The following is a 15,604-nucleotide window of genomic DNA, read 5'->3' as shown; positions in this document are numbered from 1 at the left end:
CAACCAACTCCACACTTATCACTCTTTTTTAGAAGTCCAGCTTCTTTTCCACCTCGTTAGTTCCCTTTTGTTGCTGGCTATAGGCGCCACAATCCAGCGTGATGCTTACGCCACTCTTAGGCGGAACAAAATCAACATTCTTTTTAATGCCAAGTTTGTTGTTCGCATAAACGCGTTTCATGTAGCCGGCAAATATTGGAAGCGCCGTATTTGCACCCTCTCCCAAACGGGTAGAGCGGAAATGCACATCGCGGTCTTCGCAACCTGTCCAAATACCAGTTACCAATTGCGGAGTAATACCAATGAACCAGCCGTCGGAGTTATCGTTAGTGGTGCCGGTTTTACCCCCAATTGGATTTGTTAGACCGTACTTGCCACGTAAACGCCAGCCTGTACCTTCATCAACCACACCTTTCAGCATATACGTCATTACATAAGCTGTTTGCGGGTTAATGGCTTGCACCACCTTTGGTGTATTGTTGTATAATACGTTGCCATTTTTGTCCTCAATGCGTAATAAGAAGGTAGGTTCTGTCCATACACCTTCGTTCGCAAAGGCGCTGTAAGCCCCGGTCATGTCGAACACCGATGCGTCAAACGTGCCAAGGCAGATGGATGGGTACGGCGGTACCGGGCTGGTTACCCCCATTTTCTTGATCAGGTCGGCCACCGGCTGTGGTTTAACCTCGTTCATAACGTAAGCCGTTACCCAGTTCTGCGAACGGGCAAGAGCCGTACGCAGTGTTATAACGCCCGGCACAGTCTCGGACGGCGAAGATCGCGGGCTCCAGTCAGCTCCGTAGCCAGTAATAGTAATCGGCTCATTTGCTACCTGCATACAAGGCGAAAAACCATCATCTATCGCAACTGCATAAGTAAATGGTTTAGCTGTTGAACCGACTTGGCGCGTACCCATTTTAACCTGGTCATATTTAAAATGCTCAAAGTTTGTTCCGCCTACCCAGGCCTTTATATAGCCTGTTGTAGGATCCATGCTCATCAGGGCGTTCCGCAGCATCATTTTGCAATAAACAATAGAGTCAATCGGCTTCATCAGCGTATCTACGTCCCCGTGCCAGGTGAAGATATTCATCTTAGCGGGTGTGTTGAAATCTTCACGTATCTCTTCGTCGCTTTTGTTTTGTTGCTTTAACGAAGCATACCTGTCAGACCGGTGCATACCCTTATCAATTAACGCCTTAAAAGTTGGTATAGCCTTTTTTAAGTTATAACCTTTCCAGTGGTCGTTAAACTGTGCTTGTAGATTACGCATGTATTCTTTTTGCGCCTCTTCAGCGTACTGCTGCATGGTAGCATCAATGGTTGTGTATATTTTTAACCCGTCGCGATCAAGATCATAAGGGGTAACGCCGTCAGGTTTGAGTATTGATTTATCTACTAAAATCTTTTGAACCTCTCTTTTAAGGACGGCCCTGAAGTAGGTAGCCATGCCATCATTATGATCGGTAATCTTAAACTGCAAGCCAAGAGGTTTTTGTTTAAACTCTTCTGCTTGTCCTGCGCTTAAGTAGCCTTCTTCAGCCATCCGTCGCAACACAAAGTTGCGGCGTTTAAGTGCATTGTCAGGGTGATTGATCGGGCTGTAAATACCGGGACCGTTTATCATTCCCATTAGCATGGCTGCCTGGTCCGGAGTTAATTTGTCCGGTGTTGTGTTAAAATAGGTACGAGAAGCCGCGCTTATTCCGTAGGTGTTGTAAGCACCAAAGTCTACAGTGTTCATGTACAGTGTAAGGATCTCTTCTTTGGTATAGTTCCGTTCCAGCTTAACAGCGGTTATCCATTCCTGCAGTTTTTGAATGATACGCTTAAAGGGATTTCTGGCGCGTTCAGAAAACAGGTTAAGGGCTAATTGCTGAGTAATTGTACTGCCGCCCTGTTTTTTGCCAATTAAGTTGTAGGCTAAAATGCTGAAGGTTCGTTGGAAGTCTATGCCGGAGTGCTCATAAAACCTGGCATCCTCGGTAGCTACAAGCGCGTTTATCACGTTTGGCGATAGTTGCTTGTAAGTAACACTAGTACGGTTTTTAATATAGTAGTTGCCGATGACCTGGTTGTCAGACGAAATTACCTGGGATGCCTGGTCGCTTTTAGGATTTTCCAGTTCACGGAAGGACGGCAACGTACCGAACACCTGGAAAGCAATAAGCATGATCATGATAGCAAAAAACGCAAAACCGGCTATTACCAGCCGCCATATGTACCAGTTATATCTTCGGATGTCCTGAGAGGTAAGCTTGTTTTTGTCGTTAGCATTATTTCTGCTATATATCTTGTTTGCCATTACATTAATAGGTTTGCTGGTAAAAATCTACGTAACTCTCCAGTATTTTTGCGTCGGCTAATTTATCCAGATTTTTTTTGGTTACGATAAAAAAGCTGTACTTGCCCTTTGGTACCTTCATGATGTCAGGAAGAAGAGGGACAATTTGCCTGGCGTATTTTTTAACATCATTAAGAGAATAGAAACGCCCAACGTAGATAAGCTGATTATCTGGTCCGGCGTTTTTCAGCTGATGGCTGATAGGGCTACCCTGATACTGCACGCGATTAAACTGACCAATACCAAAACGGGAGGACGACAAATTAGTTGTACCTGAATTTACATTTACAACAAAAAAGTAGTTGGTGCTATCCTTGTCACTGAATATGGATGGCGGTTTGGCAAGGGAGTTTGTTTTTATGTTCGCCGGCTTTTCATCCGGTGCTTCAAGGCTAATCTCTGGCTGCTTTACAAGTTCTTTAATTGTAGTTGTATTAACTGTGCTGTCGCGCTTAATTACAGCAGGGGTAACCTTAGTTATTGCTGTCGCAGGGTCTTGTTTTTTCTCTGGCTTTCGTACATCCGGAGCCGCTATTGTCTGCCCGCCGGTGGATGCTTTGCGATATTCTGTTTGCTGTTGATACACTATGGGGATGGTAAACTGTAAATCCTTTGCTTCTCTATCAGTTATTACGACCGCGCGTGCGGCAAGTTCTTCGTGGTTTAGGTTGATGTATTCCAGATGTTGGTTTACCAATGGCGTAATTAGCTTGTCTGCCGGGTATTTGGCAACAATTTGTTGCAAGTCGGCTTTAAACGACTCAAGTTTTTCCTGGTGCCCGGCGGCGAAAGCTTTTAGATAAGCAAGTTGGGCGGCATACCGATTATTTGGATACTGCTGCAGTAGCCCATCGGTAGTGGTAATTACCTGTGCATACTTCCGTGTGGCATAAAGATCATACACCTGGTTATATAGGATGCTGAAGCCGGTATCTTCATCATTTAAACGTTTCCCATAATCGGGATCTAAAATGGTTTTAGCGAATGGAGATTCCGGGTACTCCTTCAGTACCAACGACCGATACTTATCTGATAAAGGAGCGTTGCCGTCGTTGTATAACCTGTAAAGGTTATAGTATATCGCAGCTTTGTTGTCTGTTCCAGGAAAGAGCCTTAGTATATTCTCGTAAGCTAATGCAGCTTCAATCTTGTCATCAAGAACATCCCTGTAAAAGTTAGCGATATCAAGGTAAGCATCGTACCGGCGCTGATTAGATTTTGCCAAAAGCTCGGGCGTAAGCGGTAGGTTTTGTAAGATATCTTGCCGGTAACTACTTGCATCAACCTGGCCAGGGCTTTTCTGAATATTAACAGCAACAGCATCAGGATCAATGTTGCGTGCTGTATTGGTATTATTGATGGTAATGTCGCTGCTTGATCGATTGCTACGGCGCCAATTGTCTTCCAGTTTACGGCTGCCCCAAACTCGTTTAAAGTCTGTGTAACCCTGGCTTACCGCGTTAGGGTTGTAGAAATAAAAGCTGGTGCCATTAGGAACGCTTGCCCTTGGTGATACACTGTTGCCAAAGTCGTCAACTGCAGAAAAGCCGCTGTTGCCGCCACTTACAGGATTAGTTGTAGTTTGTTGTTGCAGTACATGGCGCGCAACCATCTCGTCTATCCGTTTGACACGGGATGGCTCATTTAAGGCAGCCAGCATTTGAGCGGTATCTTCCCTTGAAATGATATCCAGCTTATCAGCAAGGTACTGCAGGTTATCTGCTTTCCTTTTAATTGTAAGGTAACCCGGATAGTTAGGAGATAGATTGATTAACGAGCTGTCGTAATAGTTTTTTGATGAAACGTAATCGGCTTTGTTCTTAAAATAAATGTCAGCGAGCCGCAAATAGGAGAGTCCTTTCTGATTTTGATTTTTTTGACTGGCATTGGTAGATTGTTTGTAGCTCTTTATCGCGCCATCAACGTCATTACCAACATACTGCAGCTGACCTATCTGGTAGTAGATCTGATCAATAAATTCGTTATTATTAGGGTTGCGTAAGAGACTGCGCAACCGCGCTATGCGGCTGGTCTTAACCCCGTTTTCACTGTCTTCAATACGTATCCGGTTGAGGGTAGCATTAAACGCCATGTCAAAACTAACGTTGCTGTGGGCCACCCGTGAGTAACTTATAATCGCATCGCCAGATTTATGGTTCAATTCCTGCAATTGCCCCAGGATGTAAGTCCAACGCATACTCTGTAAATTATTGCCGGCTTTTTCTACGGCCAACTTCGCCATTTCCTCGCCTTCGGTATAATTGCCTGTGTTTATATCAAATTGTAGCTTTGTAGCGTAAACATCTGCCGTAATGCCTCTTTTGGTATCAACGTTTTGTATTGCGGTATCAATAACAAGCTTTGCTTCGGCAGTGTTATTTAGGTAAAGCAATGAGCGTGCCTTCCACACGCGTGCCTCCTGTTTAAGGTCTTCCTGCTTAGGTGTGGCAATAAGCAAAGCGTAATTAAAATATTCGACAGCATTAAAGAAATTTGCTTCAAGATAGTTGGCTTTACCGAGTACCAAGTATGCATCTGGAATGTAGTGACTTTGTTCTTTTAAACTGATGATGTTATTGGCTCGTTGCTTTGTAGCAATCAAATCCTTGTCTTCTCCGGGCGGGGCAGCTGATGTATCCTGGTAAACGGAAAGCAGCTCGCTGTAGTCATCAATAAAGCCCGTTGCGTAAGCTTCTTGTTTTTGTCGCAACGTTTCGCGTGCATTAAAAAGAATGTTGTAGTGCGCCGTGAGATTTTGCAAGCCGCGGTTAACTGCGCTTTTCTTTTCGAGCGAACAGCCGGATATACCTGAAATTATGCCTGTTAGTAGTGCTGCATATAAATATAACGCGAACTTTGTAAAAGGATACTTCAAGGCAAAAGATGGTTTAAAAAAGCAATTGCTAATTTACTAAATAGTATGCAATAGGTTCAATAAATTTGCGGATGGCTAAAATTGAAGATGACAGAGCTACAGACGCAAGCACGCAGGCAAGTTCTTACGCAAAGTACATGGGGATAGCTATCCAGATGATCGTGATCATTGGGGCGTTTACATTTGCCGGGTACAAAATAGATGAGAGCACAGGTCATGTTACCAAGTGGGTAACGGCCGTTATGTCGCTGGCTGGCGTTTTCATATCATTATACTTAGTTTACAGATCTACAAAAAGTTGAAAGTGTTTACACCTATTATCAAGTTCCTGGTGTTTACAGTAGTGCTGGCATCAGTGCCTTTTTTGTTAAGCTACACAGGCAGCGGGAACTTGCTTGTGCCTAAATTCTGGGTGCTTTTTTCGTTTGTGAGCCTATTTACTTTTATGCTGATTGTATCCATGGTTGTGATACAGCGAATAAAGCCAGATTTATTTGCTCAAACATTTTTAGCAACCACCATTGTAAAAATGCTTGCCAGCATGGGTTTCGCGCTTATTTTTGTGTCAAAAATACACATCAGCCATGGCGTGTTCCTGGTTGATTTTTGTTATGTATATTTCTTGAATACAGGCTTTGAAGTTTACGTTTTGTTGAGTAACTTGCGCCACCAAAATTAGAAGCAAAAAACACTCATTAAATGTATTTAAGCCGGATTTTGAAATCAAAAAAAGTTGCTTTAAACGTCGTTTTAGGCGTTTTTTTGATGTTCGTTAGTTGTAAAACTTTTGCTATGCAGGCAGAAGAACATGCCTCAGAGGCTTCAGAAACACACAATCAGGAGGAATTTAATCCGAGTGAAGTGATCCTGGAGCACATTGCCGATTCGCATAGCTGGCACCTTTGGGGTACTACCACAGTTCCTCTTCCGGTGATCCTTTATACCGACAAAGGAGTTGAGGTTTTTTCATCGAAACATTTCGAGCACGGGCATGCCGACTACCAGGGACAGTATTATACTTATCGCTTAATAAAAGATAAGGTAAGTATCGTTGGCCCGGGAGAAGAGCTTACCGCCGGTGCAAATATGCTTAACATGCATAATAAGCTTATAGATTTCTCGATAACCAGGAACGTAGTAAGCATGTGGTTGTCTATACTTGTTCTCCTGATTATTTTCCTTGGGATTTCTTCTGCTTACAAAAAGCGCGAGGGTAAGGCCCCAAAGGGTTTGCAATCATTTTTAGAGCCAGTTATCCTTTTTGTGCGTGATGATATTGCCCGCCCAAACATAGGCTACAAATATCAACGCTTTATGCCGTTGCTGCTTACTGTGTTCTTCTTTATTTTTATAAACAACCTTATAGGTTTAATTCCATTTTTCCCAGGTGGTTCTAACCTTACAGGTAATATTGCTGTAACATTCGTTTTAGCAATTATTACGCTAATTGTGGTTAATGTTAACGGTAACAAATACTATTGGAAACACATTTTCGCGCCGGATGTACCTGTTTGGCTTTACCCAATTATGTGGCCGGTAGAGCTTGTGGGTATCATATCACGACCATTCGCCTTAATGATCCGTTTGTTTGCGAACATCACTGCAGGCCACATTATCGTGCTAAGTTTGATATCGCTTATTTTTGTATTCAAAAGCTTTGCTATAGCTCCGGTATCAGTTGCGTTCGTGGTTTTCATGGATGTGCTCGAGCTGCTGGTAGCGGCATTACAGGCGTTCATATTTACGCTGTTGACCGCATTGTTTATCGGTACAGCTATTGAGGAGCACCACCATTAATTTTGTAAATAACTGTAATATATATTCACTTTAATTTTAAAACAATGTTCGGAAGTATTGCTGCATTAGGTGCAGGTTTAGCGGTTATCGGTGCCGGTATTGGTATTGGCCAGGTAGGTGGTAAAGCGATGGAAGGTATCTCTCGCCAGCCTGAAGCTGCTTCAAAGATCCAAACTGCGATGATCATTGCTGCCGCCCTTATTGAGGGTGCTGCACTGTTCGGTGTGGTTGTATCGTTCCTGGGTTTAAAATAATCCGGAGCAACAAAAATTATTGACCGTATCCTGCAGCGGTTGGCGGCAGAATACGGTCATTAACAATGGCATTTAACTATATAGTATATATCAAATGGAATTAGTAACCCCAGAGATAGGTTTGGTTTTTTGGACCACGGTATCGTTCTTAGTGTTGTTCTTTATTTTGGCTAAATTTGCCTGGAAGCCTATTATGGGCGCCATTGACGAGCGTGAGCGTTCTATTGAAGATGCTTTGCTTAAAGCTGAGGCAGCTAAAGAAGAAATGGCGCGCCTTACCAACGAGAACGAAGTTCTTTTAAAACAAGCACGCGCAGAACGTGACCTTATATTACAAGAAGCACGCAAGGTTAAAGAACAGATTGTAAGCGAAGCTAAAGAAAGCGCACAAAAAGAAGGTGCACGCCAGATTGAGCTTGCCCGTATCGAGATCAGCAACCAGAAGGCAATTGCCCTGGCTGATGTGAAAAATCAGGTTGCTGCTTTATCTTTGGAGATAGCTGAGAAAGTGTTGCGTAAGCAATTAGAAGATAGCAACAGACAGGATGCCCTGGTTGCCGAACTTTTAAAGGAAGTGAAATTGTAATAAAGAGTCGTGCGCATTGAGTAATTATCAAACAACTCAATACCCACCAATCACTAGAATATGTCAGAAGTAACAGTAGCATTAAGATACGCCAAAGCATTAATTGACCTTGCAGCAGAGCAGAACACTGTGAGCGAGGTTAAAGATGATATGGAGCTGTTTCTTAAAACCATAAAAGGAAGCTCTGAACTGGGTGCTGTATTAGCTAACCCGATCATATCGCACAGCAAAAAGACCAGCATCCTGGCTGAGATCTTTGGTAAAAGCGTAAACAAGGTTACAATCGGTTTCTTTAATATAATGGTTAATAAAGGCCGCGGTGAAGTTCTTGTAACTACTGCAAATGAATACATTAACCTGTATAATCAAAAGAATCGTATTACCAGCGCCAGGGTAGTTACCGCTACTCCGTTATCAGTTGCTAACAAGCAAAAGATGCTGGATGATGTGCAGAAAGCAATAGGTGGTACTGTAAAGCTTAGTGAGAAAGTAGACCCGTCGTTAATCGGTGGATTTGTTTTAACAGTAGGCGACAGGCAGATTGACACTAGCATTGCTGCAAGCCTGAAGAAAGTTAAGAAGGATTTTGCACAAGCTGCAATCAAATAATAATAAATTAAAACTCTAAAATAAATTCAAAAATGGTAGAGGTAAGACCAGACGAAGTATCAGCTATCCTGCGTCAGCAATTAGCCGGCTTTAAGTCAGAATCTGAATTAGAAGAAGTAGGCACCGTACTGCAAATAGGTGACGGTATTGCACGCGTTTACGGATTAACTAAGGTACAATCAGGCGAGCTGGTTGAGTTTGATAACGGTCTGCAAGGTATCGTATTGAACCTTGAGGAAGACAACGTTGGTGTTGTATTGCTCGGTAAATACGACGAAATAAAAGAAGGTGATACTGTAAAACGTACAAGCCGCATTGCATCTATTAAGGTGGGTGAAGGCATGCTGGGCCGCGTTGTGGATACCCTTGGTACACCTATTGATGGTAAAGGCCCTATCCTTGGCGAGACTTACGAAATGCCACTTGAGCGTAAAGCTCCGGGTGTTATCTATCGCCAACCGGTTACCGAACCATTGCAAACAGGCATCAAAGCGATTGACGCGATGATCCCTATCGGCCGTGGCCAGCGTGAGTTGGTTATTGGTGACCGCCAGACTGGTAAAACAGCTGTGTGTATTGACACCATTATCAATCAAAAAGAATTTTATGATGCCGGCCAGCCGGTTATCTGTATATATGTTGCTTGCGGTCAGAAAGCTTCTACCGTAGCAAACATTGTGCGCACATTAGAAGAGAACGGCGCTATGCCGTACTCAATTATTGTTGCCGCTAACGCGTCCGACTCTGCTACCATGCAGTTCTTCTCTCCGTTTGCAGGTGCAGCAATTGGTGAGTACTTCCGCGATACCGGCCGTCCGGCTTTGATCATCTATGATGATTTGTCTAAACAGGCTGTTGCTTACCGTGAAGTGTCGTTGTTATTACGTCGTCCACCGGGCCGTGAGGCTTATCCTGGTGACGTGTTTTACCTGCACAGTCGTTTATTAGAGCGTGCCGCTAAGATCAACTCTAACGACAACATCGCTCAACAAATGAACGATCTGCCGGAGTCAATCAAACATATTGTAAAAGGTGGTGGTTCGTTAACCGCGCTTCCTATCATCGAAACACAGGCTGGTGACGTTTCTGCATATATCCCTACCAACGTGATCTCGATCACCGATGGTCAGATATTCCTGGAGTCTAACTTGTTCCTTGCCGGTATTCGTCCTGCAATTAACGTGGGTATCTCGGTATCTCGTGTAGGTGGTAACGCGCAGATCAAGTCGATGAAGAAGGTGGCTGGTACCTTAAAGCTTGACCAGGCACAATACCGCGAGCTTGAGGCTTTCTCTAAGTTTGGTTCTGACCTTGACGCTTCTACCAAGAACGTAATCGACAAAGGTGCTCGTAACGTCGAGATACTTAAGCAAGGCCAGTATTCACCGGTATCTGTAGAGAAACAGGTAGCTATTATTTACCTGGGTACCAAGAACCTAATGCGTAATGTACCTGTAAACAAAATAAGGGAGTTTGAAAGCGAGTACACCAGCCAACTGGAGCTACGTCACCCTGAAGTACTTGCTGCTCTTAAAGCAGGTAAGTTTGATGACCAGCTCACAGGCGTACTGGAAACAGTTGCTAAAGAGCTTGCAGGTAAATACTAATAATGAAACATACGCAGTAAATAGTAAGTGAATTGCTTACTGTTTACTGCTTCCCATTAACCGCTCATAAAAGAGAATGGCTAATTTAAAAGAAGTAAGAAACAGGATAGTATCGGTAAACTCCACGCAGCAGATCACTAAAGCCATGAAAATGGTTTCGGCGGCTAAGCTGAGAAGAGCTACCGACGCTATTATACAATTACGCCCTTACGCAAATAAGTTGAAGGATCTGCTATCCAACTTGTCATCAAGTCTGGAAGACGGCGCATCACCATACCTGCAGGACCGCGAGCCTGTGCGTGTATTGGTTGTTGTAGTATCGTCTAACCGCGGTTTGGCAGGTGCTTTTAATAGTAACGTTATTAAGGCGGCTAACGCGCTTATTGCTGAGAAATACAGCGAGCAGATGAAGGCTGGTAATGTTTCTATAGTTTCTATAGGTAAGAAATCTCAGGATTACTATCAGCGTCGTAAGTACAATGTAATTGGCAACAACAACGACTTGTACCTTGCGCTGAACTTTGAGAATACATCAAAAATAACTGAAGAGGTAATGAAGGGATTTGTTAACGGTGACTACGACCGTGTGGAGCTTGTATATAACCACTTCCGTAATGCGGCTGTACAGTACCTGATCACCGAACAATTATTACCGGTGCCGAAGGCAGACGAAAAGCCTGAAGCCAAAGCCGATGCATTTAAAGCTAAGGACAAGGTGAACCCCGCACAAGTTGATTATATACTTGAGCCATCGAAAGAAGAGATTGTAGAGCAGCTTATCCCTAAGAACATCAAAATACAGTTATACCGTGCGGTGCTTGATTCTAACGCATCTGAACACGGCGCGCGTATGACAGCAATGGATAAGGCGACTGAAAATGCCGGTGAACTTTTGAAAGCACTGAAGTTGTCTTACAACCAGGCACGCCAGGCAGCTATCACTACAGAGCTTACCGAAATTGTGAGTGGTGCTGCGGCCCTTGCAGGAGCATAATTCAAAAGCAACAATATAAAGGACGGCTTCCCAATTGGGAGGCCGTTTTTGTTATCAACCTATAAATAATTTTTTTTTAAGGTCTTCTAAGAAAGTCTTGGCTATGGGGATCTTAATGCCAGCTATTGTGAGTTGGTGACTTTCCAGATGATCTATTAAAACTGTATTCACGACATATGATTTGTGCACCTTAGCAAAGCTGGACGGTAACTTTCGTGATAACTCCTGTAACGTCATCCTTACTAAAGTTTGCTTATCCGGCTCAACGAGATTTAAGTAGTTATCGTGGGCTTTTACATAGAGGAGTTTTGCCAGATCTATTTTAACGAATTTGTACCCGTCCTTTACAAAAAGTATGTTGTTATCGGGCTTAACCTTGTTCTCTGCACGATTAAGTGCAAGGGTGCAGGCCTGCAAAAAGCGGTTGTAGTTAATCGGCTTGAGCAGGAAGTCGGTTATCGCCATGTCAAAACCTGCAACTGCATAATCGGCATGTGCTGTGGTAAAAATGATCTGGACACCTGCCGGCGCAAGAGCGGCAAACTCCAGTCCGCTCATTCCTGGCATGTTAATGTCGAGGAAGATCAGGCTAACGCCGGTATTTTCTTGCAAAAAGGTTAGTGCTGCTGTCGCACTTCCAAAGGTGTTCTGCAGATTTACAAACGGGATTTTTTCGGTATGCATCCTGATGATATCAAGCGCCACTGGTTCGTCGTCTATAGCAATAGCATCAATCATTTTGCAAGCAAAAGCTGGTTCAACTTAATTCTTAGATCTTCTACAGATATGCCGTTGGCTATTATTCTGCCATCCGGATCTATCAAAATATTCTGAGGGATGGCTGCGATTGAGTATAGTTTTACTACATCGTTATCCCAGTGCTTTAAGTCGCTTACTTGTGTCCATTGCAAACCATCCACTTTAATCGCATTCAGCCATGCCTTTCGGCCTTCTTTATCATCCAGTGATATGCCCAATATAGCAAAGTTTTTGCTTGAAAATTGGTTGTATAATTTCACCAGCTGTGGGCTTTCCTGCCTGCATGGACCACACCAGGACGCCCAGAAGTTAAGCAAAACGTATTTCCCTCTATAAGATGATAGCCTTACCTGAAAACCGTTTTCATCGGGTTGGGAAAACTCAGGAGCAACTGTACCTTCTGCTAAGCGTGTTACGTTAGCAAACTGACGCGCAAATTGCTTTCCGTCTGTTGTGTTTTGAACAGAGGCTGCAAGGTTGCTAAACATACTTTTGCTTTCATTAAGATGTGCTTGTGTAAGGTTGTAATTGTCGGCGGCTTGCAATCGGCTGTAGTATTCCTGTAATGCAACAAGAGATATATAGCTGTTTGGATGGCCAGTGATAAACGCTTTTAATATTGGCATACGTACTATTTTCAAACTGTCGTATGTTTTTTCAAGCGGCTTTAGTTTAGCAGTATCCTGCTCGGCAACTAACCTGCTGCTGATCTCTTTCTCGCGATCAAAGATGGTTTTGAGGCTTGCCTTGAGTATCGCAAAGTCTTTATTAATGTTCGACTGGATAAATGTTGTTTCGGCAAGTGTGTTGCCTATTGTTGCTTTAATGATGCCAGGGTGGATATAGAACTGTAATACATCGCTCGTTAGCTGCCGCTTTCTAAGTAATGTCTGTAACCCCTTATTATGGATGTCCAATACCATTGTTGCCCGAATGGGTTTGGTTATGTTGCCAGATAGATGATAGCAACCTTTTATCAGCATGGCAGAATCCACGAACTTGCTACCATCTGTTTGATACAACAGGTACAGTTTTGTTCCCGGTGCTACTTTGTTAGCTGTGAGGCTGATTGTAAAGTTGCTGGACGAACTAAGTTGCTGGCAAACGCCCGGTAAAGCGCATAGCAATGCCATTAAGATGATAAACGATCTTTTCATGAGTTTTGAATTTAGGGTTGATTATTGTTTGAGACTGATAAGGAGATTTACACTATAGCTGGTTGGAGTTGGCATTATTTTCAACGTATGCGATTCAGGGTATAAAAGTTCCAATCTTTTTTTGCAAGTATCAATTCCGCTTCTGGTACCTTTTACATGAGGGGCTCCTTGAGCAATGGTATTGGTTATTATTGCTCCTAAGGAATTTTCATGTAAGCCGACATCTACTTCGATGGTACTCGCTTGATCGTTGCTGATGCCGTACTTAAAAGCGTTTTCAATGAAGGGCAGCAGCAGCATAGGTGCTATTTGGATTGCGCTGTCAGGTACGTCGATATTAATTTTTACTTGCTGAGCCGTACCAGCCGGCAACCTTAACTTTTGGAGGCTTATATAGTTCCGGATAAACTGTATCTCTTCATTAAGTGGCACAAATGTTTCTTGTACACCAGCTACGGTGTAGCGCATCATTGCGGCTACCATGTCTATACCTTCGGCTGTGCGTTCTGCTTTTTCTTGCAGAGCGGTGCCATATAAGTAGTTAAGGGTATTAAACAGAAAGTGGGGGTTAAGCTGCTGCTTCAGGCTGTTCAGCTCGGTTTCCGATCGCTCCACCCTTACTTTAAGTCTATATAGGCGTTGATAGAAGAATTCTCGTATCAATCCGTAAAAAACGGCATAGATGGCAGCTGCAGTCCAGGGCTCAAAGAGGTTTGTGGGATATTTGTTCTGGAAACCATTGGTGCTAAGGTAAAGCGAGGTAGCGGTACCAATCGCAGCAACTATAATTGCCACACCGACAAATATTGCGAGATTATATCTCTTGAAAGTATACCTGTAGTTTAGCTCTACCAGAAACGTAAATAGTAGCAGGTACAGGTAATCGGGCTTTTGAAAGTTGTGTATAACAAACATCTGCCAAAGCGTTATTGGTGTGCCATCTGTATTCAGTGTCATCGGCCCCCAGATACTTAGCTTATAGGCGTAGTTTACAAGGTTGAAAATGTTGGTTACAAGCCATACCAGGGCGAAGTGTTGTAACCAATAGATGTGGAATTTACGAAGGTATGCTTTCATTATGTTTCAAATGAAAGCATACATGTTGAACCTGGAAAATAAATGTGGTGAAATGCCGGAACTTTGGGGTGAGCGTTATGATAACGCTAGTTAACCATATTACTTTTCTAGTTCAGCTATGATAGTTTTAGCAGTGGTGTTGGTTGGATCTAACTGTAATGAGCGCTTATAATTCTTGAGTGCATTTTGCTTGTCACCTTTATTGTAGTAGGCTTCACCGAGGCTATCGTAAGCATTTCCTGAATTTGGATGCAGCTCGATGTTGTACCTGAAAAGATCAATTGCGGCATCCAACCGTTTGTTATTCATCAGGGCGTAGCCTACCTCGTTTATTCCTTTTTCACTGCTGACGTCGTATTTTTCCGGATATCTAACGTTCAGGTCTTTCAATAGCACAATTACCTGCTCACCAGTCATTGTTGCAAGTTGCTGTTGATAGTCACTGATTACAGGACGTTTAGGTTGTACATAAGCTTTGCCATCTAATATGTCCTGCAGCGCATTGTTAATGTCATAGACATTATTTTGTTTGTTATTGCTCATCAGGATAACAGTACGGCCTTTAAGCGGATCAGCAACCACTAATGCCTGGTAATTAATACTAATGCCGTCGTGCTGGTGGTGTATCAGCTTATTGTTTTGCATGCTGCCTCCACCTAAACCACACTGCTTGCCCGGAGCAAATGGTGTCAGGAGTATTTGCGTTGATGCAGGGCTTATTAATTTAAACCGTTCTAATGCCTGTTCCCATTTATAGAAGTCGGCAAGTGTAACGGCTGTCCATCCGGTTATCGGATAGAAAAAAGATCCCGGTCGGTTATTGTTGTTGTATGATACTGCCATTAAAGGAGTGTTCTCGTTTGGATCTACTACAGCTGTTGACATTCCTGCAGGCTTTAGCAGTTTCTCCTCAACAAAGCGGTTAAAACTAAGTCCTGTTATTTTTTCGATAATGCGCCGTTGCAGGAAAACGTTGTTGTTATTGTAGGCGTATTTTGTACCAGGCTCAAAATCCAGTTGCTGCACTTTCGTGAGGTCGTCCATGTTATCAGCATCGCTCTTAACTGTTTTCCACTTTACATCAGGAACACCGCTGGTATACTGAAGCAGATTTTTGATGCTGATGGTATTTGCCCATGCAGGCAATTGCGGCAAGTACTTGGACACCTTGTCGTCAAGACTGAGTTTGCCTTGTTCTTTCAGCATCATAATGCCTACTGCGTTAAATTCCTTTGCTATAGAGCCAATATGAAAGCGGTATTCGCTGGTGAGTTTTACCTTGCCCGTTGTGTCTGCCTGTCCAATGGCATTTTGGTAAACCTTTTTGCCGTGATCAATCACCAGTATGTTACCATTAAATAAGCCTAAACGATGTGTGCGTTGCATCAATGTGTCGATAATAGCAGCCTTGCCCTGAGCATGAACCAGGTTGTAAGCAGGTAAAAGCAGGACGGCCAGATATATTTTGTAGAAGGTTTTCATAGCACACTTTGTATTTAGATACTGGCAGGTAGCATTTGTTACCTCAACAAAAGATGAATTTTG

At 43.2% G+C, this 15,604-nt stretch carries 14 protein-coding genes; 8 read left to right on the top strand and 6 right to left on the bottom strand.

The window, feature by feature from the left end; translation table 11 throughout:
- Nucleotides 1-28 precede the first annotated feature (28 nt).
- Together DYU05_RS17260 and porW are read right to left on the bottom strand one after the other, a co-directional pair.
- Nucleotides 29-2,305 carry a penicillin-binding protein 1A gene (locus tag DYU05_RS17260; protein ID WP_117384379.1) on the bottom strand — a complete coding sequence of 759 codons (2,277 nt, stop codon included), beginning with the start codon at nt 2,303-2,305 and terminating at the stop codon, nt 29-31.
- A 4-nt stretch (nt 2,306-2,309) separates the two neighbouring features.
- Nucleotides 2,310-5,219, bottom strand: coding sequence for a type IX secretion system periplasmic lipoprotein PorW/SprE (gene porW, locus DYU05_RS17255; RefSeq protein ID WP_117384378.1), 2,910 nt, complete (start codon nt 5,217-5,219; stop codon nt 2,310-2,312).
- 71 nt (nt 5,220-5,290) lie between these two features.
- On the opposite strand from porW, the gene DYU05_RS17250 reads away from it, so the two are divergent.
- The 8 genes from DYU05_RS17250 to atpG all read left to right on the top strand — a co-directional run bounded on the left by DYU05_RS17250 (nt 5,291) and on the right by atpG (nt 11,066).
- Nucleotides 5,291-5,521, top strand: a complete 231-nt coding sequence (locus DYU05_RS17250) for an AtpZ/AtpI family protein (protein ID WP_117384377.1) — start codon at nt 5,291-5,293, stop codon at nt 5,519-5,521.
- 2 nt (nt 5,522-5,523) lie between these two features.
- Nucleotides 5,524-5,898: a hypothetical protein gene (locus DYU05_RS17245; protein ID WP_133300256.1), complete on the top strand. Its 375-nt coding sequence runs from the start codon at nt 5,524-5,526 to the stop codon at nt 5,896-5,898.
- 113 nt (nt 5,899-6,011) lie between these two features.
- The gene (gene atpB / locus DYU05_RS17240) at nt 6,012-7,016 is read left to right on the top strand and encodes a F0F1 ATP synthase subunit A (RefSeq protein ID WP_235854045.1); all 1,005 of its coding nucleotides are present in this window, start codon (nt 6,012-6,014) and stop codon (nt 7,014-7,016) included.
- Between the two features lie 44 nt (nt 7,017-7,060).
- Nucleotides 7,061-7,270 (top strand): ATP synthase F0 subunit C, encoded by a 210-nt coding sequence (atpE, locus tag DYU05_RS17235; protein ID WP_067187534.1) that lies wholly within the window; start codon nt 7,061-7,063, stop codon nt 7,268-7,270.
- Between the two features lie 94 nt (nt 7,271-7,364).
- The gene (atpF, locus tag DYU05_RS17230) at nt 7,365-7,856 is read left to right on the top strand and encodes a F0F1 ATP synthase subunit B (protein ID WP_117384374.1); all 492 of its coding nucleotides are present in this window, start codon (nt 7,365-7,367) and stop codon (nt 7,854-7,856) included.
- A 60-nt stretch (nt 7,857-7,916) separates the two neighbouring features.
- A complete protein-coding gene (atpH, locus tag DYU05_RS17225; protein ID WP_117384373.1) occupies nt 7,917-8,465 on the top strand; it encodes an ATP synthase F1 subunit delta in 549 nt (182 codons plus the stop codon).
- 32 nt (nt 8,466-8,497) lie between these two features.
- Entirely contained in the window at nt 8,498-10,072 is a 1,575-nt protein-coding gene (gene atpA, locus DYU05_RS17220) for a F0F1 ATP synthase subunit alpha (protein ID WP_117384372.1), read from the top strand.
- Nucleotides 10,073-10,148: 76 nt separating this feature from the next.
- Complete coding sequence (gene atpG / locus DYU05_RS17215; RefSeq protein WP_117384371.1) at nt 10,149-11,066, top strand: ATP synthase F1 subunit gamma; 918 nt, start codon at nt 10,149-10,151, stop codon at nt 11,064-11,066.
- A gap of 54 nt (nt 11,067-11,120) precedes the next feature.
- Here the strand turns inward: atpG and DYU05_RS17210 are convergent, their stop codons facing one another.
- The 4 genes from DYU05_RS17210 to DYU05_RS17195 all read right to left on the bottom strand — a co-directional run bounded on the left by DYU05_RS17210 (nt 11,121) and on the right by DYU05_RS17195 (nt 15,541).
- Entirely contained in the window at nt 11,121-11,804 is a 684-nt protein-coding gene (locus DYU05_RS17210) for a LytR/AlgR family response regulator transcription factor (RefSeq protein WP_117384370.1), read from the bottom strand.
- Complete coding sequence (locus tag DYU05_RS17205; RefSeq protein WP_117384369.1) at nt 11,801-12,982, bottom strand: TlpA disulfide reductase family protein; 1,182 nt, start codon at nt 12,980-12,982, stop codon at nt 11,801-11,803. The genes DYU05_RS17210 and DYU05_RS17205 overlap by 4 nt, the downstream gene beginning before the upstream one ends.
- Nucleotides 12,983-13,003: 21 nt before the next feature.
- Entirely contained in the window at nt 13,004-14,059 is a 1,056-nt protein-coding gene (locus DYU05_RS17200) for a sensor histidine kinase (protein ID WP_117384368.1), read from the bottom strand.
- 99 nt (nt 14,060-14,158) lie between these two features.
- Nucleotides 14,159-15,541 (bottom strand): serine hydrolase, encoded by a 1,383-nt coding sequence (locus tag DYU05_RS17195; RefSeq protein WP_117384367.1) that lies wholly within the window; start codon nt 15,539-15,541, stop codon nt 14,159-14,161.
- Nucleotides 15,542-15,604: the final 63 nt, after the last annotated feature.

This window comes from Mucilaginibacter terrenus, from assembly GCF_003432065.1.
In the GTDB taxonomy this organism is placed as follows: domain Bacteria; phylum Bacteroidota; class Bacteroidia; order Sphingobacteriales; family Sphingobacteriaceae; genus Mucilaginibacter; species Mucilaginibacter terrenus.
The sequence above is the reverse complement of the archived record's forward strand: the minus strand, read 5'-3'. Positions and strand labels throughout refer to the sequence as shown.

What these genes read in the sequence shown, in the direction of transcription:
- DYU05_RS17260 (WP_117384379.1), bottom strand. Translation starts at nt 2,305, where the DNA reads ATGGCAAACAAGATATATAGCAGAAATAATGCTAACGACAAAAACAAG.
- DYU05_RS17250 (WP_117384377.1), top strand. Translation starts at nt 5,291, where the DNA reads ATGGCTAAAATTGAAGATGACAGAGCTACAGACGCAAGCACGCAGGCA.
- atpB (WP_235854045.1), top strand. Translation starts at nt 6,012, where the DNA reads ATGCAGGCAGAAGAACATGCCTCAGAGGCTTCAGAAACACACAATCAG.
- atpE (WP_067187534.1), top strand. Translation starts at nt 7,061, where the DNA reads ATGTTCGGAAGTATTGCTGCATTAGGTGCAGGTTTAGCGGTTATCGGT.
- atpF (WP_117384374.1), top strand. Translation starts at nt 7,365, where the DNA reads ATGGAATTAGTAACCCCAGAGATAGGTTTGGTTTTTTGGACCACGGTA.
- atpH (WP_117384373.1), top strand. Translation starts at nt 7,917, where the DNA reads ATGTCAGAAGTAACAGTAGCATTAAGATACGCCAAAGCATTAATTGAC.
- atpA (WP_117384372.1), top strand. Translation starts at nt 8,498, where the DNA reads ATGGTAGAGGTAAGACCAGACGAAGTATCAGCTATCCTGCGTCAGCAA.
- atpG (WP_117384371.1), top strand. Translation starts at nt 10,149, where the DNA reads ATGGCTAATTTAAAAGAAGTAAGAAACAGGATAGTATCGGTAAACTCC.
- DYU05_RS17210 (WP_117384370.1), bottom strand. Translation starts at nt 11,804, where the DNA reads ATGATTGATGCTATTGCTATAGACGACGAACCAGTGGCGCTTGATATC.
- DYU05_RS17205 (WP_117384369.1), bottom strand. Translation starts at nt 12,982, where the DNA reads ATGAAAAGATCGTTTATCATCTTAATGGCATTGCTATGCGCTTTACCG.
- DYU05_RS17200 (WP_117384368.1), bottom strand. Translation starts at nt 14,059, where the DNA reads ATGAAAGCATACCTTCGTAAATTCCACATCTATTGGTTACAACACTTC.
- DYU05_RS17195 (WP_117384367.1), bottom strand. Translation starts at nt 15,541, where the DNA reads ATGAAAACCTTCTACAAAATATATCTGGCCGTCCTGCTTTTACCTGCT.